This is a genomic window from Geodermatophilus sp. SYSU D00879 (assembly GCF_054050375.1).
In genome coordinates, this window is the sequence record NZ_JBJGZF010000012.1 from 137,767 (window position 1) to 157,440 (window position 19,674).

Annotated in this window: 20 protein-coding genes; 13 read left to right on the top strand and 7 right to left on the bottom strand. The window is 76.0% G+C overall.

All coding sequences use genetic code 11. The features are described 5' to 3' along the window. Positions 1 to 8: 8 nt before the first annotated feature. Complete coding sequence (locus ACI79B_RS16265; protein WP_456927691.1) at positions 9 to 464, top strand: (2Fe-2S)-binding protein; 456 nt, start codon at positions 9 to 11, stop codon at positions 462 to 464. Positions 465 to 610: 146 nt separating this feature from the next. Further along, positions 611 to 2,521 (top strand): Ig-like domain-containing protein, encoded by a 1,911-nt coding sequence (locus ACI79B_RS16270; protein WP_456927690.1) that lies wholly within the window; start codon positions 611 to 613, stop codon positions 2,519 to 2,521. A 78-nt stretch (positions 2,522 to 2,599) separates the two neighbouring features. Here the strand turns inward: ACI79B_RS16270 and ACI79B_RS16275 are convergent, their stop codons facing one another. Further along, positions 2,600 to 3,814, bottom strand: a complete 1,215-nt coding sequence (locus tag ACI79B_RS16275) for a fatty acid desaturase family protein (RefSeq protein ID WP_456927689.1) — start codon at positions 3,812 to 3,814, stop codon at positions 2,600 to 2,602. A gap of 26 nt (positions 3,815 to 3,840) precedes the next feature. Beyond that, the gene (locus ACI79B_RS16280; RefSeq protein WP_456927688.1) at positions 3,841 to 4,941 is read right to left on the bottom strand and encodes a ferredoxin reductase; all 1,101 of its coding nucleotides are present in this window, start codon (positions 4,939 to 4,941) and stop codon (positions 3,841 to 3,843) included. A 103-nt stretch (positions 4,942 to 5,044) separates the two neighbouring features. On the opposite strand from ACI79B_RS16280, the gene ACI79B_RS16285 reads away from it, so the two are divergent. Continuing rightward, complete coding sequence (locus ACI79B_RS16285) at positions 5,045 to 6,220, top strand: PucR family transcriptional regulator (RefSeq protein WP_456927687.1); 1,176 nt, start codon at positions 5,045 to 5,047, stop codon at positions 6,218 to 6,220. Between the two features lie 102 nt (positions 6,221 to 6,322). Continuing rightward, on the top strand, positions 6,323 to 6,586 hold the full coding sequence (locus tag ACI79B_RS16290) for a hypothetical protein (RefSeq protein WP_456927686.1): 264 nt from the start codon (positions 6,323 to 6,325) through the stop codon (positions 6,584 to 6,586). Here the strand turns inward: ACI79B_RS16290 and ACI79B_RS16295 are convergent. Then, complete coding sequence (locus tag ACI79B_RS16295; protein ID WP_456927685.1) at positions 6,579 to 7,166, bottom strand: class I SAM-dependent methyltransferase; 588 nt, start codon at positions 7,164 to 7,166, stop codon at positions 6,579 to 6,581. The two genes, ACI79B_RS16290 and ACI79B_RS16295, sit on opposite strands and share 8 nt — an antisense overlap. Continuing rightward, positions 7,163 to 8,515, bottom strand: coding sequence for a DNA polymerase IV (locus ACI79B_RS16300; RefSeq protein ID WP_456927684.1), 1,353 nt, complete (start codon positions 8,513 to 8,515; stop codon positions 7,163 to 7,165). Before ACI79B_RS16300 ends, ACI79B_RS16295 begins: the two co-directional genes overlap by 4 nt. 92 nt (positions 8,516 to 8,607) lie before the next feature. On the opposite strand from ACI79B_RS16300, the gene ACI79B_RS16305 reads away from it, so the two are divergent. Continuing rightward, positions 8,608 to 9,039 (top strand): DUF6220 domain-containing protein, encoded by a 432-nt coding sequence (locus ACI79B_RS16305; RefSeq protein ID WP_456927683.1) that lies wholly within the window; start codon positions 8,608 to 8,610, stop codon positions 9,037 to 9,039. A 7-nt stretch (positions 9,040 to 9,046) separates the two neighbouring features. Here ACI79B_RS16305 and ACI79B_RS16310 read toward each other — a convergent pair whose 3' ends face one another. Then, a complete protein-coding gene (locus ACI79B_RS16310) occupies positions 9,047 to 9,421 on the bottom strand; it encodes a hypothetical protein (protein WP_456927682.1) in 375 nt (124 codons plus the stop codon). Between the two features lie 31 nt (positions 9,422 to 9,452). Next, the gene (locus tag ACI79B_RS16315) at positions 9,453 to 11,156 is read right to left on the bottom strand and encodes a helicase (RefSeq protein WP_456927681.1); all 1,704 of its coding nucleotides are present in this window, start codon (positions 11,154 to 11,156) and stop codon (positions 9,453 to 9,455) included. Between the two features lie 69 nt (positions 11,157 to 11,225). Between ACI79B_RS16315 and ACI79B_RS16320 the strand changes: the two genes are divergently transcribed. From ACI79B_RS16320 to ACI79B_RS16345, 6 genes are all read left to right on the top strand, one after another. Beyond that, positions 11,226 to 12,074: an alpha/beta fold hydrolase gene (locus ACI79B_RS16320; protein WP_456927680.1), complete on the top strand. Its 849-nt coding sequence runs from the start codon at positions 11,226 to 11,228 to the stop codon at positions 12,072 to 12,074. A gap of 212 nt (positions 12,075 to 12,286) precedes the next feature. Beyond that, positions 12,287 to 12,673, top strand: coding sequence for a DUF4190 domain-containing protein (locus ACI79B_RS16325; protein WP_456927679.1), 387 nt, complete (start codon positions 12,287 to 12,289; stop codon positions 12,671 to 12,673). Positions 12,674 to 12,751: 78 nt separating this feature from the next. Further along, a complete protein-coding gene (locus ACI79B_RS16330) occupies positions 12,752 to 13,069 on the top strand; it encodes a hypothetical protein (RefSeq protein ID WP_456927678.1) in 318 nt (105 codons plus the stop codon). Then, positions 13,066 to 14,778: a 5,6-dimethylbenzimidazole synthase gene (gene bluB, locus ACI79B_RS16335; RefSeq protein ID WP_456927677.1), complete on the top strand. Its 1,713-nt coding sequence runs from the start codon at positions 13,066 to 13,068 to the stop codon at positions 14,776 to 14,778. Before ACI79B_RS16330 ends, bluB begins: the two co-directional genes overlap by 4 nt. 43 nt (positions 14,779 to 14,821) lie before the next feature. After that, a complete protein-coding gene (gene pgm / locus ACI79B_RS16340) occupies positions 14,822 to 16,456 on the top strand; it encodes a phosphoglucomutase (alpha-D-glucose-1,6-bisphosphate-dependent) (protein WP_456927676.1) in 1,635 nt (544 codons plus the stop codon). Between the two features lie 66 nt (positions 16,457 to 16,522). Beyond that, positions 16,523 to 17,176 (top strand): hypothetical protein, encoded by a 654-nt coding sequence (locus ACI79B_RS16345; RefSeq protein ID WP_456927675.1) that lies wholly within the window; start codon positions 16,523 to 16,525, stop codon positions 17,174 to 17,176. Between the two features lie 23 nt (positions 17,177 to 17,199). Here the strand turns inward: ACI79B_RS16345 and ACI79B_RS16350 are convergent, their stop codons facing one another. Continuing rightward, positions 17,200 to 18,090, bottom strand: coding sequence for a diguanylate cyclase domain-containing protein (locus ACI79B_RS16350; RefSeq protein ID WP_456927674.1), 891 nt, complete (start codon positions 18,088 to 18,090; stop codon positions 17,200 to 17,202). Positions 18,091 to 18,220: 130 nt separating this feature from the next. Here ACI79B_RS16350 and ACI79B_RS16355 point away from each other — a divergent pair, with 130 nt between their 5' ends. Continuing rightward, complete coding sequence (locus ACI79B_RS16355; RefSeq protein ID WP_456927672.1) at positions 18,221 to 19,165, top strand: hydroxymethylglutaryl-CoA lyase; 945 nt, start codon at positions 18,221 to 18,223, stop codon at positions 19,163 to 19,165. Further along, a complete protein-coding gene (locus tag ACI79B_RS16360; RefSeq protein WP_456927671.1) occupies positions 19,162 to 19,662 on the top strand; it encodes a flavin reductase family protein in 501 nt (166 codons plus the stop codon). Before ACI79B_RS16355 ends, ACI79B_RS16360 begins: the two co-directional genes overlap by 4 nt. The last annotated feature ends 12 nt before the right edge of the window (positions 19,663 to 19,674 follow it).

Below are 19,674 nucleotides of genomic sequence, written 5' to 3' on the forward strand. Positions count from 1 at the left end.
GCGCCCCCGTGCCGAACTACACCTTCCAGCTCAACGGCGAGACCGTCACCGTCGACGCCCCCGCCGACCTCCCCCTGCTCTGGGCGCTGCGCGACAAGCTCGGCGTCACCGGGCCCAAGTACGGCTGCGGCATCGACGTCTGCAAGGCCTGCACCAGCCACCTCGACGGCGAGGCGATCCGCCCGTGCGTCACCCCGACGGCGGAGGTGGCGGGGCGCGAGGTCACGACCATCGAGGGGCTGGCCGACGGCGACCGGCTGCACCCGGTCCAGGAGGCGTGGCTCGAACAGGACGTCGCGCAGTGCGGCTACTGCCAGCCCGGGCAGATCATGGCCGCGGTCGCGCTGCTGCGCCGGACCTCGGACCCCACCGACGAGGAGATCGACGAGATCCAGAACGTCTGCCGGTGCGGCACCTACGTCCGCATCCGCGAGGCGATCAAGGCCGCGGCCGCGCGGATGTGACCGCCCGTCCGGGGGCCGGGAGGCTGCCCTCCCGGCCCCGGGACGGGGACGGACCGGTCCTGACCTGCCATTTCTCGTGATCATCTTGTGATCCGAGTCACGGCAGACTAGGAAGAGGCGCCCCCTTCCTCCCACCTGGAGACGCCTTGCAGCAACGACGCTGGCACCGCGCGACGACGTCGCTCGTCGGTGCGCTGGCCTTCACGGCCGCCCTCTCGGTCACCGCGCCCCCCGCGCTGGCCGACCCGCAGAAGGCCGAGCCGGTCTCGGTCTTCCCCTCCGACACCCTCACCGTGCGCGACCCCGCCCAGCTGACCGGCCGGCGGGTGAGCCTGCCGACGGCCGACTGCGGCGCCCCGATCAGCTGCGGCCTGGTGCAGCAGCTCAACCAGCTCGACGGCTTCGACCTCGACCCGCGGCTGGCGATCCGCTTCAGCAGGCCGGTCGACCCGGCCACGGCCGCCGCCCGGATCACGGTCCAGGAGGAGCGCGGCGGCTGGCGGACCGGCGTCGACCGCGTCGTCTGGGACCCGGCCGCCAACACGCTCTACGCCCACCCGGCGCAGCAGCTCGCGCCCGGCACGACCTACCGGGTCAGGGTCCAGGGCGGCCCGACCATCGGGGCCACCCAGGACACGACCTTCACCACCCTGTCGGCCACCGACGGCCTGCAGGACCTGCAGCGGCAGATCGACAGCGGCAGCGCCTTCCGCGCCGTCGGGATCGACCGCCCCGGCCTGCAGGTCCAGGGCGCCTTCCCGGCCCGCGGCACGACCGTCACGTGGACCACCGACCGCGGCGCCACCGACCCCGCGCCGACGCCCGTGCCCGTCCCGACGGCCCAGGTCGGCGGCACGATCGTCTTCGGCACGTTCCAGGCGCCGTCCTGGCTCACCCCGGACGTCACCATCCCCCAGACGCCGACGCGGGACGCCGGCCCGCGGCCGGTCGAGGCCGAGCGGCTGCCCTTCGTCGCCGTCCTGCCGCCCGGGCAGGCCCCGGCCGGCGGCTGGCCGGTCGCGGTGTTCGGCCACGGCTTCACCAGCTCGACCAACGCGGTGTTCCTCGCCGCGGTCGCGAACGCCCAGAACGGCATCGCGACCATCGGCACGAACGTGGTCGGCCACGGCTTCGGCCCGGAGAGCGCCTGGAACGTGACCAGCGGCGGCACGACGACGGTCATCCCGGCCCACGGGCGCGGGATCGACCAGGACCGTGACACCGACATCGAGTCCAGCGAGGGGTCCTCGGCCACCGGTGCGGCCGCGGCCCAGTCCTCCCGCGACGCGCTGCGGCAGACCGTCGCGGACAACATGACGCTGATCCGCTCGCTGGGCGGCACCGACGTCGACGGCAACGGGACGGCCGACCTCTCCGGCGAGGGCGTGACCTACTTCGGCCAGAGCTTCGGCGGCATCTACGGCACGATGCTGACCGGCGTCGACCGGGCGGTGACCCGCTCGGTGCTCAACGTGCCCGGCGGCCCGATCAGCGAGATCGCCCGGCTCTCGCCGGCGTTCCGCCCGCTGACCACGGCGTCGCTGCAGGCGGCGGGGCTGCTCAACAGCGCCGACCCGACGCGGAACTACTTCCAGGAGCAGATGCCGCTGCGTGGCGAGGGCCCGGTCACGGTCACCGTGCCCGGCGCGGTGGAGATCCAGGAGTACCTGGCCCGGTCCACCTGGCTGTCCCGCCCGGGCAGCCCGGAGACCTTCGCCCCGCTGATCGACCCGCAGCGGGTGCTGGTCCAGGTGGCCTACGGCGACCAGACGGTGCCCAACCCGACGTCGTACACGCTCGTCGACGCCGGGCACCTGTGGTCGCGGACCAGCCTCTACCGCAACGACAGGGCGACGCCGCCGCTGCCCAACCCGCACTCGTTCCTGCTGGTCCTGACCCACCCGTCGGCGCTGCAGGGGCAGGCGCAGGTCGCGGCGTTCCTCAAGTCGGGACAGGTCGTCGACCCGGACGCGGGCGGCGCGGTGTGGGAGGTGCCGGTCGGCGACCCGTCCGTGCTGCTCCGGCTGAACTACGCCCAGCCGGCGCTGCGGCCCTGACCGGCCGCTGACGCACGAGGGGCCCGGGACGGCGATCCGTCCCGGGCCCCTCCGCGTGTGCCGTGCGGCTGCGCGGTCTCAGGCGGCAGCGGCGGCCATGGCGGCCTGCTCGCGGACCAGCCGGCGGCGGACCTTCGGCTCCCCGGTGGTCATCTTCCAGAGCTTGGCCAGCTGCGAGGGCAGGTTGCGGGCGTTGGTGTTCGCCAGCCAGCCGTTCGGCAGCGACAGCCGGATGATCTTGTGCCAGGCCGAGCCGACCTGCTTCGGCAGCGGCGCGGTGTGGTAGTTCAGCCCGTAGCGCTGGAACAGGTCGCGGATCTTCGGGGCGATCTCGGCGTACCGGTTGCTCGGCAGGTCCGGGAACAGGTGGTGCTCGATCTGGTGGGACAGGTTCCCGGTCAGGATGTGCATCGCCTTCGAGCCGGAGATGTTGGCCGAGCCGAGCATCTGCCGCAGGTACCACTCGCCGCGGGTCTCGCCGTCGATGGACTTCTTCTCGAAGGTCTCGACGCCCTCGGGGAAGTGCCCACAGAGGATGACCGAGTTCGACCACAGGTTCCGCACGATGTTGGCGGTGAAGTTCGCGGCCAGGGTGGCCAGGAAGTTCGGGCCCGACAGCAGCGGGTGGATGACGTAGTCCTTGCGCACCTGCCGGCCGATCTTGACCAGCACCTGCTTGGCCCGTCGGCGGAACTCCGGGTCGCCGGTCTGCTTCTTGGCGATGACGGCGCCGAGCTCGAGGTCGTACGCGGCGATCCCGTACTCGAAGAAGCACGCGTTGATGAAGCTCCACAGCGGCTGGCCGAGGTACAGCGGCGTCCAGGGCTGGTCCTCGTCGACGCGCATGATGCCGTAGCCGAGGTCGTTGTCCTTGCCGACGACGTTCGTGTACGTGTGGTGCAGCTCGTTGTGCGAGTGCTTCCACTGCTCGGCCGGGCTGGCCATGTCCCACTCCCACGTCGTGGAGTGGATCTTCGGGTCGCGCATCCAGTCCCACTGCCCGTGGAGGATGTTGTGCCCGATCTCCATGTTCTCGAGGATCTTGGCGATCGACAGGCCGATCGTCCCGGCGATCCACGCGGGCGGGAAGCCGGACGCCAGCAGCACGGCGCGGCTGCCCAGCTCGATCTTGCGGTGCACGTCGATGACCTTGCGGATGTAGCGCGCGTCGGACTCGCCGCGGCTGTCCATCACGCCCTGGCGGATCTCGTCGAGCTCCTTGCCGATGAGCTCGACGTCCTCGGGGGTGAGGTGCTCGATGGGGTTGACGGCCTTCTTCTGCAGAACGGTCATGCGGTGCTCCTCTGGGTCGGAAGCGGTCAGTGGTCGATGTCGCAGGCGCCGGCGGCGGCGCTGATGCAGGTCTGGACGAGGACGCCGTCGCCGGGGGCGGCGGTGGTCACCTCGCCGGTGCGCAGGTCGCGGACGGCGCCCTCGCGCAGCGGGAGCACGCAGCCGTAGCAGATGCCCATGCGGCAGCCGCTGGGCATGAGGACGCCGGCCTCCTCGGCGGCGTCGAGGATCGGGGTGGCGCCGTCGGCCTCGAGCGAGGTGCCCTTCTTCGTGAAGGTGACCGTGCCGCCCTCGCCGGTGACCAGGACCTTGGGGCGGAACCGCTCGGTGTAGAGCCGCTCGGTGAGTCCCGCCGCGGCCCAGTGCTCCTCCAGCGCCTCGAGCATGCCGACCGGGCCGCACGCCCAGGTGTCGCGCTCGGCGACGTCGGGGACGAGGGCGGCGACCGCCGCGGCGTCGAGCATCCCGGCGGTGTCGGTGTGCTGCTCGACCAGCCGGATCCGCCCGTCGGCGGCCAGCCGCCGCAGCTCCGCCCCGAAGACGACGTCGTCGGGCGTGGGCGCGGAGTGCACCAGGACGACGTCGGTGAGCTCGGGGTGGTTGCGCAGGATGCCCATCACCGGGGTGATGCCGGAGCCGGCGGTGACGAACAGCGCCTTGGCCGGCAGCTGCGCGGGCAGGCAGAAGTCCCCGGTGGCCTGGTCGAGCTGCACGATCGCGCCGGGCTTCGCCCGGCGGACCAGGTGGTTGCTCACCTTGCCGCCGGGGATCGCCTTGACGGTCACGGTGAAGCAGCCGTCGGTGCGGCCGAGGTCGGAGGTGATCGAGTAGGCCCGCCACATCCGGACGCCGTCGACGTCGATGCCGATGCGCACGTACTGGCCAGGCCGGTGCGGCTGCCAGTCGGCGCCGGGCCGGATGACCACGGTGGCGGCGTCGCGGGTCTCGGGCACGACCGCCTCGATCCGTCCGCGCAGGTCGGCGCCGGCGCGCAGCGGGTCGATCAGGTCGAGGTAGTCGGCGGGCAGCAGCGGGGTGGTGACGAGTTCGGCGACGCGCAGGACGCGGTCGCGCAGCGCCTTGAGGGCCGGCCGGGCCGGGGAAGGGCGCGGAGCGGTCGCGGTCATGCCCTCACTGTTCCCTGCGGAACGTGCAACTACCTGTGCCCTGGACGTGAACGTTCCGCCGGATACTGTTCGCGGAGGACAAACCGTGTCACGGGGAGGTCACGTGGTCCCCCAGCAGGAGACCTTCGCGCTGCACGTCGCGGCGGCGATGCGCACGGAGCTGCCGTCGGTCGCCGAGCGGACGGTCGCGGCGATCGTCGTCGAGGTGCCCAGCTACGCCGAGGCCTTCCGCGGGCAGATGGGCCGCAAGATCGAGAACGCCGTCCAGCTCGCCCTCGGCGGCTTCCTGGAGCTCGCGACCGGCGGCGCGGACGCCAGCCGGCCGGTGGACCCCGCGATCGAGAGCGCCTACGCGCTCGGCCGCGGGGAGGCGCGCACCGGCCGGTCGATGGACGCGCTGCTGTCGGCCTACCGGGTCGGCGCCCGGGTGGCCTGGCGGCACCTCAGCGAGACGGCGGTGGCGGCCGGCATGCCCGCCGCGGCGCTGGCCCGCTTCGCCGAGCTGGTGTTCGCCTACATCGACCAGCTCTCGGCGGCGAGCGCCTCCGGGCACGCCGACCAGCTCGCGGCCAGCGGCCGGGTACGGCGGCGGCACCTGGAGCGGCTGGCCGAGCTGCTGGTCACCGGCGCGCCCCCGTACGAGCTGATCACCGCGGCCGAGCGGGCGGACTGGACGCCGCCGCGCACGCTCACCGCCGTCCTGCTGTCCGAGGCCGGCGCCCGCGACGCGACGGCGGTGCTCGACGCGCGCACGCTGCAGGCCGGCGAGGACCTGCCCGGCGCCGAGCCCTCGACCGAGCGGGCGGTGCTGCTGGTGCCCGACGCCGAGGGGTTCGCCCGCGCCGCGCTGCTCAAGGTGCTCTCCGGCCGCGACGCCGTCGTCGGGCCGGCGCGGCCGTGGCAGGAGGCGCGCTCGTCGTACTCGCGGGCGCTGCGCGCGCTGCAGGTGGGCCTGTCCCCCGACGGCGACGCGCCCGTGGACACCGAGCAGCGGCTGGCCGACCTGGTCCTGCGTGCCGACGGCGAGGCGCTGGCCGACCTGCGCGCGCAGGTGCTCGCCCCGCTCGACGGGCTGGCTCCCGGCCCGCGGGAGAAGCTGCTGGAGACGCTGCGCTCGTGGCTGCTGCACCACGGCCGGCGCGAGCGGGTGGCCGCGGAGCTGTTCGTCCACCCGCAGACGGTGCGCTACCGGATGGGGCAGCTGCGGGAACTGTTCGGCGCGCACCTCGACGATCCGCAGACCGTCCTCGAGCTCACCCTCGCCCTCGGCTGCCGCTGAGGGGCGGGGAACCCGCACGTCGTCCCCAGGCTGCTCCCAGGCGGGCGGCCGAGGCTCGGGTCCACGGCGGCACTCCCGCCGCCGGGACCCGAGGAGGCCACCGTGTACCGCAGCACCGAGACCGTCGGCCGGCACGCCTGGGTGCGCACCCCGCGCCGCCCGCTGTCGCCGGAGCTGACCGCCGACGTCGCCGTCGAGGTGGCCGCCGCCGCCCTCGCTGAGGTGCCGGGAGCGACGATCGAGTGGCTGGAGGTGGACGTGTGGGGGCTGTTCGAGGCGCACCTGCGCGGCGCCGACGGCGAGGCGCTCGTCGTCCGGCTCGACGGCGACCTGCAGGTGGTCGGCCGGCCGGCCGGCGTCAGCTGACCCGGAGGACGGCGACCAGGAAGTCCGACCCCGCGGTGAACGGGTGCAGGTGCCAGCTCGACAGGAGCAGGTCCGGCGCCAGCCCGGCGGCGCGGGCGTCGTCGAGGAACGCGTCGAAGGCGTAGTCCCGCCCGGCGCCGAAGCCGACGACCGCCCGGCCGCCGTCGGCCAGGTGGGCGCGGAAGCGCCGGAGCACCTCGACCCGCGTGGACGGCGCCAGGAACGTCACCACGTTGCCGGCGCACACGATCGCGTCGAACCGGTCGGGCAGGTCGAGGGCGGCCAGGTCGCCGACCAGCCAGCGCGCGCCCGGGTGGTCCTCCTGCGCGGCGGCTATCAGCACCGGGTCGACGTCGACCCCGACGACGTCGTGCCCCGCCGCGGCGAGGTGGCCGCCGACCCGGCCCGGGCCGCAGCCGGCGTCGAGCACCCGCGACCGCCGCGGCAGCATCGCGTCGACCAGCCGCGCCTCGCCGACGATGTCCATCCCGCCCGCGGCCAGGTCCTTGAACCGCTTGACGTAGGCCGCCGAGTGACCGGGGTCGGCCTCGGTCATCCGCACCCAGAGGTTCTCGCTCACGGCTCCATCGTCGGGGGCCGCCAGTCCGGCGGGTCGCCCGGGTGCAGCGCCGGGTCGTCCGCGGCGAGGGTCCGCACCGGGCCGGGCGGGGTCAGCGGCCCCTCGAAGCGCACCGTCACCCGGCCCAGCCCGCGGCCCCACACCCAGCCCGGGCCCAGCTCGTCGTGCACGACGTCCTGCCCCGGCCACCACCGCCGGTCGGCCGGGCCCGCGGTCCGGGCGGCCTGCGCGAGGACGGCGGCGGCCTCCGACTCGTCGGGCGCGTCGGCGTCGTCGTCGGCGAACAGGTCGCCCTGCGCGTACTGGGACAGCCCCGAGACGCCGACGCCGAGCAGCCGCAGGCCCCCGCCGGTGCCGGCCTCGACGAGCAGCCGCCGGGCGATCGAGGCGACCTGGCGGGCGTCGTCGGTGGGCTGCGGCAGCGTCTGCGAGCGGGTGAGCGTGGTGAAGTCGTAGCGGCGCAGCTTGAGCGTCACCGTCCGCCCCGACAGCGCCGAGGTCCGCAGCCGCGCGCCCACCCGGGTGGCCATCGAGTCGATCAGCCGGTTGAGCTCGGCGAGGTCGGTGAGGTCCCGCTCGAAGGTCTCCTCGTGCGACACCGACTTGGCCTCGCGCTCGGCCACCACCGGCCGGTCGTCCTCGGCCCGCGCCAGCTGGTACAGCCCGCTGCCGTGCGCCTTCCCGGCCAGCGCGACGAGGTCCGGCAGCGACTTGGCGGCCAGCTGCGCCACCGTCGCGACGCCGACCTGCCGCAGCCGCTCCGCCGTCGCCGGGCCCACGCCGCCGAGCCGGGTCACCGGCAGCGGGTGCAGCACGTCCAGCTCCGTGCCGGGCGCGACGACGACGAGGCCGTCGGGCTTGTCCAGGTCGGAGCCGATCTTGGCCATGAGCTTGGAGCTGCCGATGCCCACCGAGCCGGTCACCCCGCCGGTGGCCTCGGCGATGCGCGCCTTCAGCCCGCGGGCCAGCGCGGTGACGCCCGCGACGGACAGGTCGTGCCCCGGACCGGCGGCGAGGTCGACGTAGGCCTCGTCGATCGACACCGGCTCGACGAGCGGCGACAGCTCCCGCAGCAACTCCATGACGACGTCGGAGGTGCGCCGGTAGGCGCCGAACCGGCCGCCGAGGAACGCCGTCCCCGGCGGGCAGCGGCGCCGCGCCTCCGCCGTCGACATGGCCGAGCGGGCCCCGTACGCGCGCGCCTCGTAGGACGCCGTCGCGACGACGCCGCGCCCGCCGGTGCCACCGACGACCACCGGCCGGCCCCGCAGCGAGGGCTTGTCGCGCTGCTCGACGGCGGCGAAGAACGCGTCCAGGTCCAGGTGCAGGACGCTCGCCTCCCGCCGCACGCCCCCATGGTCCTACGCCGGGACGACAGGCCCTGGACGCCGGTCCGGCGCCGCCGGATCCTGGCCGGCAGGCACCCGACAGGAGGCCGCCGATGACCGCTCACGGGACCCCGGCGACGACGCGGACACGAGGCGGTGGACCGCGGCACGGGGCGCTGGTCGCCTACCGGCTGGCGCTGGCCCTGCTGCTGCTCGCCGTCGTCGTGCAGTTCTTCCTCGCCGGGCTGGGCGCCTTCGGCGGGGGCTTCGACGCCCACGTGACCAACGGCTTCACCGTCATCCCCGCGCTGTCGGCCGTGGTCCTCGTCCTGGCACTGCTGGCCCGCGCCGGCACCCGGGACGTCGTCCTCGCCCTGGTGCTCGCCCTGCTCACCTTCGTCGGGCAGAGCCTGCTGCGGGCCCTGGCCGACGAGGGGACCGTCTGGGGCGGCCTGCACGCGGTGGGCGGCCTGGCCGTCCTCGGGATCACCGGCTTCCTGCACGCGTCGGCGGCCCGCCGGCTGCACGCGCAGCCGGGGGCGTAGCGCCGGCTCAGGCCAGCGCCAGCACCAGGCAGACGACGGCCAGCGCGAGGGCGACCGGCGTCATGACCAGCCGCTCGGGCCGGCTGCGGGAGAGCGCGTTGAGGACCACGCCCAGCGCGAAGTACCCGGTCAGGACCCACATGCCGACCTCGACGAGCCCGCCGGGCAGCAGGTCGACGGCCCCGGCCGCCTGCAGCACCAGCAGCGCCACCACGGCGTAGACCCCGATCGACAGCACGCTGCCCACCCGCAGGCGGGGCGGCAGGACGACGTGCTGCCCGCCCCACGCGAACCGCCCCAGCGGCGCGCCGCCGGCCAGCGCGAGCTGGAGGACGGCGAGGGCGGCGAGCAGCGCGGTACCGACGGCGGCGACCGGGATCACGGAGCCGGACGGTAGCGCCGCGCGGCGTCTCTCAGGCGTCGGTGAGCGCGACCGGCGGCAGCCAGTCGGCGTCGAGCAGCTCGGCGATCTCCCGCAGGGCCGAGGTGTCCGCGCCCGCCGTCGACCCGCTGACCGCCAGCCGCTCGACCATCACCCGGGCCACCTGCTCCTCGACCGTCCCCTCGGCGTAGGCCACCCGCCACGGCGAGACCTGCCCGTCGCGGTGGGTGCGGCCGGTGACCTGGCGGGCCTGGATGCCGGAGAAGCGCGGCTGGTGGAACAGCCCGACCCGCGGCGTCGGCGATGCCGTCGTCCCGCCGGGCAGCAGCTCGCCGGCGTGCAGGCTGATCGAGGCGGTCACGGTGAACACGCACACCGTCGCCTCACCGGTCTGGAAGCGCAGCCGCTCGGCCTCGACGTCGAACCGGTCGCGCCCGTAGATCGAGGCGACGGCGATGCCGGAGTCGAGCAGCGCCTCGCGGATCGGGTCGGCCGCGGTCTCCACGAACTCCACCGACACCGCGACCTGCCGCTCGGCCTCGACCTGGGCGCGCACCCAGTCGACGGTCGCCTGCGCGCGGATCAGCCCCGCCTTCTGCCGGAACCGCAGCAGCGCGGCGCGGCCGCGGGCGCTCTGCCGGGCCTTCCGGGCCAGCTGCATCTCCGCGCGGAACTCCTGCCACTCCGACTCGTAGGCGGCCCGCTCGGCGGGGGTCAGGGCCACCGGGGTCCCGGTCACCGACACCGGGCCCCACGGCGCCGGGCGGTGCAGGGTCGCTGGCGGGTCCGCGTCGGCCAGCCAGCCCTGCAGGCGGGCGAGGTCGGCGCGGCGGGCGTCGGCGTCCTCGGTCCACGCCCAGCCGTAGCGGCCGCGTTCCACGTGGAACCCGTGCCCGGCGAGCTTCGCGGGCAGGTCGGCCCAGGCGCGCAGCGGCTCGTCGTGCACCTGGGCGAACTGCGGCGCCAGGTAGGGCAGCTCCAGCGGGGTGTGCGCCGGGGTGGCGGTGGCGGCGATGACGAAGGGGACGTCCTTCGCGCGGGCGCCGCCGGAGACCGCCTTCCAGTGCTTCCAGCGCTGCGTCGTCGTGTGCCGGACCATGTGCGCCTCGTCGGCGATCACGACGTCGAACGGCAGCTTCGCGACCTTCGCCAGCCGGTCCCAGGTGGTGACGCACCAGCGCAGGCCGCCGTCGCCGAAGCCGGCGATCGAGCGGGTCCAGTGCGGGATGGTGATGGCGGCCGGGCGGTCGGCGACGACGAGCACCCGCTCGCCGCCGCGCAGCTCGCAGATCTCGCGGGCGGCCATCACCGCGGTGCCGGTCTTGCCGACGCCGGGGTCGTCGCCGAGCAGGAACACCCGGTGCCCGGCCGCGGCCGAGGCCACGACGGCCTCGGCGCCGGTGCACTGCTCGTCGCGCGGCACCAGCTGCCGGGCCTCGGGCAGCGGCCGCGGCGCCTCGTTGAGCTCGTCCTCGAGGAAGCGCTCGAACGTGTAGGGCGGCGGGTCGTAGGGCGCCAGCGCCGGCGGCAGCCGCGCGCCGACCCACACGTGCGCCTGCAGCCCGGCGTGCCAGACGGCGCCCGGGGCCGGGGCGCGGAACGGGACGGCGAGCACCCACACCCGCTCACCGGGACCGGCGGTGGGCAGGTCGGGCACCGGCGGCCGGCGGGCCGCCGTCCGCCGCTTCGTGGTCCGCCGTCTGGTGGTCGTGGCGGCGCGACGCCGTCCGGGCATGCTGGGACCTCCCCCGTCGTCCCCGGCACGGTAGGTCGCCGTCGCCCGCGGATCTGGTGGAATCGCCGGGTGACCGCCGACGCGCCCTCCGACGAGCGGCTGGCGGCGCGCACCGTCGGCGAGGCCGGCCCGCGGGTGGTGTTCGTCCACGGGCTGTTCGGCCAGGGCAAGAACTGGACGACGGCGGCGAAGGGGCTGGCCGACCGCCACCGGGTGACGCTGCTCGACCTGCCCAACCACGGGCACTCGCCGTGGACCGACCGGGTCGACTACGTGGACATGGCCGGGCTGGTGGCCGCGGAGCTGGAGTCCTTCGGCGAGCCGGTGACGCTGGTCGGGCACTCGATGGGCGGCAAGGTGGCGATGCAGCTGGCGCTGCGCCGGCCGGAGCTGCTGCGCGCGCTCGTCGTCGTCGACATCGCGCCGGTCGAGTACCCGCTCACCGGCGGCCGCACCGACGACCGCGACGAGGAGGCCTCGCCGTTCGGCGCCTACATCGCCGCGATGCGGGCGGTGGACCTCGGCGCGCTGCGCACCCGCGAGGACGCCGACCGGGCGCTGCGCGAGGCGGTGCCGAGCACGATGGTGCGGTCGTTCCTGCTGCAGAGCCTGGTCCGCGAGGGCGTGGGCTCGGGCCGCTGGCGGTGGCGGCTGAACCTGGAGACCCTCGAGCGCGACCTGGGCGAGCTGCGCGGCTTCCCCGACCCGCCGCCGGGCGCCACCTTCGACGGCCCGGTGCTCTGGGTCGCCGGCGCGAACAGCCACTACGTGCTGCCCGAGGACCGCGCGCGGATGGACGAGCTGTTCCCCTCGACCCGGCTGGTCACGGTGAAGAACGCCGGCCACTGGGTGCACTCGGAGCAGCCCGAGGTCTTCCTCGAGACGCTGCGCCGCTTCCTCGCCGCCGTCGAGGACTGAGGGCGTTCCCGTGGGAACGTCGCGCGGAGCCCGTCGCCGCCGTCGAGCGAGCACCTCCGCGGACCTGCGCGCGGGCTGCCCGCTGTCCGACCCGTCAGGGGTGGCGGAGCTGGGCCCGTGGCCCCCGGCTCCGTAGCCTGCCCTCCGCACCCGCGCCGGGACGACGGACTCCCGTCCGCTCCCGCGCGGGGATCGGGACGGGGAGGACGGACATGACGCAGTGGGACGCGCCCGGGTACGGCACCGGGCAGCAGGGGTGGCCGCAGTACGGGCCGACCCCCGGCCCGGCCGCGGGTGGCCCCCCGCAGGGCCCGTACGGTCCACCGCCCGCGCCCTACGGCCACGGGTACCCGCCCTACGGCTACCCGGTCGCGCGCCGGACGAACGGCCTGGCCATCGCGTCGATGGTGCTGGGCATCCTCTGGATCTACTGGATCGGCAGCGTCCTGGCGCTCGTCTTCGGCTACATCGCGCGCAGCCAGATCCGCGAGCGCGGCGAGAGCGGGGACGGCATGGCGATCGCCGGCATCGTCCTGGGCTGGGTGGGGATCGGGTTCATCGGGATCGCGCTCCTCGCGGGGATCGCGGCGAGCGCCTGAACCGCCCCGTCGTGCCCGCCGGCGGCTGGAGGCCGTTCCCGGCCGCTGCCAGGCTGAGCGGGTGACCGGGGACCGGGCATGACCGAGGACGACGTCCGCGCGCTGGCCCTCGCGCTGCCGGAGGTCACCGAGGCCGACCACCACGGCCGCCCGTCCTTCCGGCTGGGGACCGCCGTGCTCGCCACGCTGTGGGCACCGGGCATCCTCAACGTCATGGTCGGGGAGTCGGAGGCGCGCGCGGCCGAGGGCGGCGCGGTGTCGCTGCTGTGGTGGGGGAAGCGGCTCTCCGGCGTGCAGGTCGACCTCGCCGCGGCCGCCCCGGCCGTCGTCACCGACCTGCTGGACGAGGCCTGGGCCCGCCGGGCCCCCGGCCGGCTGCGGAGGCAGCACCCGTGACGTATCCCCGGCCGGTCCCGCTCATCGGCGACGCCACCTCCGCCGCCGAGCGGGCCGGCGACCCCGCCGGCTGGGCCATGCCCGACGACGCCGGCGGGTTCTACGCCGTCGTCGCCGCCCGCCGCGACGTCCGCCGCTACCGCCCCGACCCGGTGCCCGACGACGTCCTGCGCCGGGTGCTGGCCGCCGGGCACTCCGCGCCGTCGGTCGGGCACAGCCAGCCGTGGCGGTTCGTCGTCGTCCGCGACCCGGCCGTCCGGGACCGCGCCGCCGTCCTCACCGACCGCGAGCGGCTGCGCCAGGCCGCGCAGATGGAGCCCGACGCCGCCCGCCGGCTGCTCGACCTGCAGCTCGAGGGCGTGCGTGAGGCGCCGCTGGGGGTCGTCGTCTGCTGCGACCGGCGCACCCCCGCGGCCGGCGTGCTGGGCCGCGCCACCTTCCCCGACGCCGACCTGTGGAGCTGCGCGGCCGCCATCCAGAACCTGTGGCTGGCCGCCCGCGCCGAGGGCCTGGGCATGGGCTGGGTGACGCTGTTCCGCCCCGAGGAGCTGGCCGGGCTGGTCGGCCTGCCCGACGGCGTGGCCACCCTCGGCTGGCTGTGCCTGGGCTGGCCCGACGAGCGCCCGCCCGCGCCCGGGCTGGAGCGCGCCGGCTGGTCGCGGCGGCTGCCGCTGGACGCCGTCGTCCTGGAGGACCGCTGGCCCGCCGACGACGGCGGCCCGGCCGCTCCCCCGTCGCACCTGCGCGCGCCCGGCCGCGAGGACGTCGTCGGCGCCCGCGACGAGGCCGACCGCCTGCTCACTCCCCCGGGCTCGCTCGGCGTGCTCGACCGCGCGGTGGACCGCGTCGTGGCCCTCGGCCGCGGCGACGTCACCGGCGGCGCCCTCGTGCTGGCCGCCGCCGACCACCCGGTCGCCGCGCTCGGCGTCTCGGCCTACGGCGGGCACGTCACCCGCGACGTCGTCCGCGCCGCGCTGGCCGGCACCTCGGTCGGCGCCACCGCCGCGGCCGCGGCCGGGCTGACGACGGTCGTCGTCGACGCCGGGGTGGACGGCGGCCCGCTGCCCGGCGCGGTGGACGCCCGCCCGGCCGGCCCGCGCGGCGACCTCGCCACGGCCCCGGCCCTGCCCGCCGCCGACGTGGAGCGGCTGCTGGCCGCCGGGCGGGAGCTGGGCGCCCGCGACGGCCTGCTCGCGCTCGGCGAGGTGGGCGTGGGCAACACGACCGTCGCCGCCGCGCTGGCCGCCGGGCTGCTCGGCGCCGACCCCGCCGAGGTCACCGGGCTGGGGTCCGGCGCCGACAGCGCGGTGCTCGAGCGCAAGCGCGCCGTGGTGGCCGCCGCGGTGGCCCGGGCCGGGAGCGGCCTGGACCCCGCCCGGGCGCTGGCCGAGCTCGGCGGGCCGGAGCTCACCGTGCTGGCCGGGGCGGTCCTCGGCGCCGCGGCCGCGCGCACCCCCGTCGTCCTCGACGGGTTCGCCGTCTCGGTGGCCGCGCTGGCCGCCGTGCTGCTCGAGCCCGGCGCGCAGGCCTGCCTGGTCGCCGGGCAGCGCAGCCGCGAGCGCGGGCACGAGCTGGTGCTGCACGCTCTCGGCCTGGAGCCGCTGCTGGACCTGCGGCTGCGCGCCGGGGAGGGCGCCGGGGCCGCACTGGCCGCCGGCCTGCTGCTCGACGGACTCCGGGTCCGCCGGGCGACCGCCCGGGTGGGGTGACGCCGGGTCGCCAGCCGGGCCCCGGTCGGGCCAGGATCGGCGCGTGACCGATCCCCGCGCCGGCCAGCCGGCCGCCCCGTCCGACCTGGTCGACGTCGCCTCGCTGGTGACCGCCTACTACACGCTGGTGCCCGACCCGGCCGAGCCGGCGCAACGGGTGTCGTTCGGGACCTCGGGGCACCGCGGGTCGGCGTTCGACACCGCGTTCAACGAGGCGCACATCCTGGCCACCACCCAGGCGATCTGCGAGTACCGGGCGGCGCAGGGCTACGACGGGCCGCTGTTCCTCGGCCGCGACACCCACGCGCTGTCCGAGCCGGCGTGGGCGTCCGCGCTGGAGGTGCTCGTCGCCAACGACGTCACCGTGCTCGTCGACGCCGCCGGCCGGTACACGCCCACCCCGGCGGTGAGCCACGCGATCCTCGCCGCCAACCGGGGGAAGACCGGCGGTCTCGCCGACGGCATCGTCGTCACCCCGTCGCACAACCCGCCCCGCGACGGCGGCTTCAAGTACAACCCGCCGTCGGGCGGCCCGGCCGACACCGACGCCACGAAGGTCATCGCCGACCGCGCCAACGAGCTGCTCGCTGCCGGGCTCGACGGCGTGCGGCGGGTGCCGTTCGCCCGGGCGCACGCGGCGGCGCAGCGCTACGACTACGTCGCCACCTACGTCGACGACCTGCCGGCGGTGCTCGACCTCGACGCGGTCCGCTCGGCCGGGGTGCGGATCGGCGCCGACCCGCTCGGCGGCGCGAGCGTGGACTACTGGGCGGCCATCGCCGAGCGGCACCGGCTCGACCTCACCGTGGTCAACCCGCTGGTCGACCCCACGTGGCGGTTCATGACGCTCGACTGGGACGGCAAGATCCGGATGGACTGCTCGTCGCCGTCGGCGATGGCCTCGCTCATCGGCAAGCGCGCCGACTACGCGATCGCCACGGGCAACGACGCCGACGCCGACCGGCACGGGATCGTCACCCCCGACGCCGGGCTGATGAACCCCAACCACTTCCTCGCCGTCGCGATCTCCTACCTGTTCGTGCACCGCCCGGAGTGGGGCGAGGACGTCGCCGTCGGCAAGACGCTGGTGTCGTCGTCGCTGATCGACCGCGTCGTCGCCGGGCTGGGGCGGCGGCTGGTCGAGGTGCCGGTCGGGTTCAAGTGGTTCGTGCCGGGGCTGCTCGACGGGTCGGTCGGCTTCGGCGGCGAGGAGTCCGCGGGGGCGTCGTTCCTGCGCCGCGACGGCGGGGTGTGGACGACGGACAAGGACGGCATCCTGCTCGCGCTGCTGGCCGGCGAGATCCAGGCGGTGACCGGCAGCTCGCCGTCGCAGCTGCACGCGGAGCTGACCGGGCGGTACGGCGCGTCGGCCTACGCGCGGGTGGACGCCCCGGCGAACCGCGAGCAGAAGGCGGCGCTGGGGAAGCTGTCGCCGGAGGACGTCACCGCCACCGAGCTGGCCGGCGAGCCGATCACCGCCAAGCTCACCCGCGCGCCCGGCAACGACGCCGCGATCGGCGGGCTGAAGGTGGTCACGGAGAACGCCTGGTTCGCCGCCCGCCCGTCGGGGACCGAGGACGTCTACAAGGTCTACGCGGAGTCGTTCAAGGGCCCCGACCACCTCGCGCAGGTGCAGGAGGAGGCCCGCGCCGTCGTCGGCGCCGCCCTCGGCGTCTGACCCGAGCGGGCGACGACACGGCAGCGGGAGCGCGGGGCGCGGGGGCGGCGGCCGCAGACTGGGCGTATGACCGGTCAGCCGTACGAGCAGGAGTGGGACGTCGTCCCGCCCGGGTCCGCCCCTCCGCCCCCGCCGCCCGGGTACGGCAACCAGCCGACGTACGGCGCCCAGCCGCTCTACGGCGCCCGGCCCCCGTACGGCGCCCCGCCCCCGTACGGCGCCGTGCCGCCCTACGGGCAGGTCCCGCCCTCCCCGCCGCCGGCCCCGTACGGCCCCGGCTGGGCGGCGGTGCCGCTCGCGCCGCCGGCGTGGCCGCACGGCCCCGGGCGGCCGGGGACGGCGACCACCGCGGCCGTGCTCGGCTTCGTGACCGGCGGCCTGACCGCGCTGGTGTCGCTGGCCTTCCTCGTCGCGGTGCTCACCGGCGCCGAGGACGACCCGATCACCGTCACGCTGCTGCTCGGGCTCCCCTGCGCGGCTGGGCTGGTCACCGGGGCGGCGCGGCTGCTGGGCCGGCACTCCCCCACGGTCCTGTTCGCCTCCGCGCTCGCCTCGGTCGCCGTCCTCTTCCTCGCCCTCGTCGTGGGGGCCGCGTCGCAGAACGCCGACGACATCGCCGGCTTCACCGTCTTCCTCGTGCTCGCGCTGCCGCTGCCGGTGCTGACCGCGGTGTTCGCCCGGCTGCCCGGCACGGTGGGCTGGGCCGGCTCGCGCGCCTGACGGAGCCGCGCGCCTGAGGGAGCTCAGCGGCGGCGGGCCTTGTCCGCGTACATCGCCGCGTCGGCCTCCCGGACCACCGCGTCCTGCGCCTCCTCGGGGTCCACGCCGCCGTCGACCGAGCCGATGCCGATGCTCAGGCCCACCCGCACGGTGGTCGAGCCGATGCTCAGCGAGCCGGGGAAGGCCTCCTGCAGCCGCGCGGCCAGCACCTCGGCGTCGGCCCGCTCGGTGTTCTCGCAGACGACGGCGAACTCGTCACCGCCCAGCCGGGCCGCGGTGTCGCTGGCCCGCAGCACCGAGACGAGGTGCCCGGCCACGGCCACGAGGACGGCGTCACCGACGGGGTGACCGAACTGGTCGTTGACCGCCTTGAACCCGTCGAGGTCGAGCACGAGCACGCAGGTCGGCGTGTGCTCGCGGTGGCCCCGCTCGAGCGCGTGCCGCAGCCGGTCGCGGAACAGCAGCCGGTTGGGCAGCCCGGTGAGCGGGTCGTGCGCCGACTGGTGCAGCAGCCGGGCCTCCATCGCCTTGCGCTCGGTGACGTCCTCGACCACCAGGACCAGGTGCGGCGCGGTGACGCCCGGGGTGCCGTCGACCCAGGACGACGTCACCTGGACCGGCACGACCTCCCCGTCGGACCGCACCATCCGGCACTCGTGGCGGGCCCGGCCGCGGCTCTCCTGCAGGCCGGCGCAGACGGCGACCGCGCCGGCCACGTCCTCGGGGTGGGTGACGTCGAACAGCGTCGTGCCGCGCAGCGTCCCGGGGTCGCGCCGGAGCAGCTCGCCGAGCGCGGCGTTCGCCTCGATGAGCACGCCCTCCGGGGTGCTCAGCGCCACGCCCATCGGCGAGTTCGTGAACGCGCTGCCCAGGTCGGGGGGCGGCAGGGTGCCCGTGGCACTACCCAGGTCCACGGCGCCTCCCTCCCGCACCTCGGCTCGGTGTACCGACCCCAGTCATTACCTCCTGCGTTCCACGTGGAACCCCATCACGTAGCAGGATGGTCGGGTTCCCCCGTCCGGGCGAGCAGACAGGAGGGCCGCGGTGCCGTCGGACTTCGACCTGGTGCTGCCGACGGCGGTCGACGTCCGCGAGGTCGGCATGCGGGACGGGCTGCAGCTGGAGGCCCCCGTCCCGCTCGAGGGCAAGCTCGCGATGCTGGAGGCGCTGGTCGCCACCGGCGTCCGCCGCATCGAGGTGACCTCGTTCGTGTCGCCGAAGGCCGTCCCGGCGCTGGCCGACGCCGACCGGGTGGCCGCCGAGCTGTCCCGGTGGCCGGGCGTGCACTGGTCGGCGCTGGTCGCCAACCCCCGCGGCGCGGTCCGCGCGGTCGACGCCGGCCTCGCCGACCTGGAGCTGGTCGTGTCCGCCTCCGACGCGCACAGCCGGGCCAACGCCGGCCGTTCCACCGCCGAGGCGCTGGCCGGCGTCGGCGAGGTGGCCGCGCTGGCGCACGGCGCCGGCGGCTCCCTGGAGGTCGTCGTCGCCACCGCGTGGGACTGCCCGTTCGACGGGCGCACCCCGATCGCCCGCACCGTCGACGTCTGCCGCGCCGCGGTCACCGCCGGCGCCGACGCCCTGTGCCTGGGCGACACCATCGGGACGACGACGCCGGCGCGGGTGGTCCGCCTGCTGCACGCGGTCCGCCGCGCCTGCCCCGGCACCCCGGTCGCTGTGCACTTCCACGACACCCGCGGCACCGGCCAGGCCAACGCGCTGGCCGCCGTCCAGGCCGGGGTGACCCAGCTCGACGCCTCCGTCGGCGGGCTCGGCGGCTGCCCGTTCGCGCCCGGCGCGAGCGGCAACATCGCCACCGAGGAGCTCGTCTACTGGCTGGAGGAGTCCGACGTGCGCACCGGGATCGACCTGGACGCGCTGCTGGCCGCCGCGCGGGTCACCGAGTCCGCGGTCGGCCACGAGCTGCCCAGCTCCCTGTACCGCGCCGGCGGCCGCTCGGTCCCCCGGGCGGCCGCCGGGACGACGGCGTGAGCGGTCCGGCGGAGGTCGTCGACCCACGGGTCATGCGGGACGTGCTCGGCCACTTCGCCTCCGGCGTCACCGTGGTCACCGCGGACAGCGACGGCGGCCCGGTCGGCTTCACCTGCCAGTCGTTCAGCTCGCTGTCGCTGGACCCGCCGCTGGTGGCGCTCGCGCCCTCGCGCACGTCGAGCACCTGGCCGCGGCTGCGGGACATCGGCCGGTTCTGCGTCAACGTCCTCGCCGAGGACCAGTCCGGGCTGTCGGCGGCCTTCGCCCGCTCGGGCGTCGACAAGTTCGCCGGCGTCCCGTGGCGGCCGAGCCGGCACGGCTCCCCCGTGCTCGACGGCGTCGTCGCGTGGATCGACTGCACGCTGTGGGCGGAGTACGACGGCGGCGACCACACCATCGTCGCGGCCCGGGTGCTGGACCTCGGCGCGGACCCCGGCCGCCGTCCGCTCCTGTTCCACCGCGGCCGCTACGGGTTCGTGGAGGTCGACGGGGGCTGACCGACCCCCCCC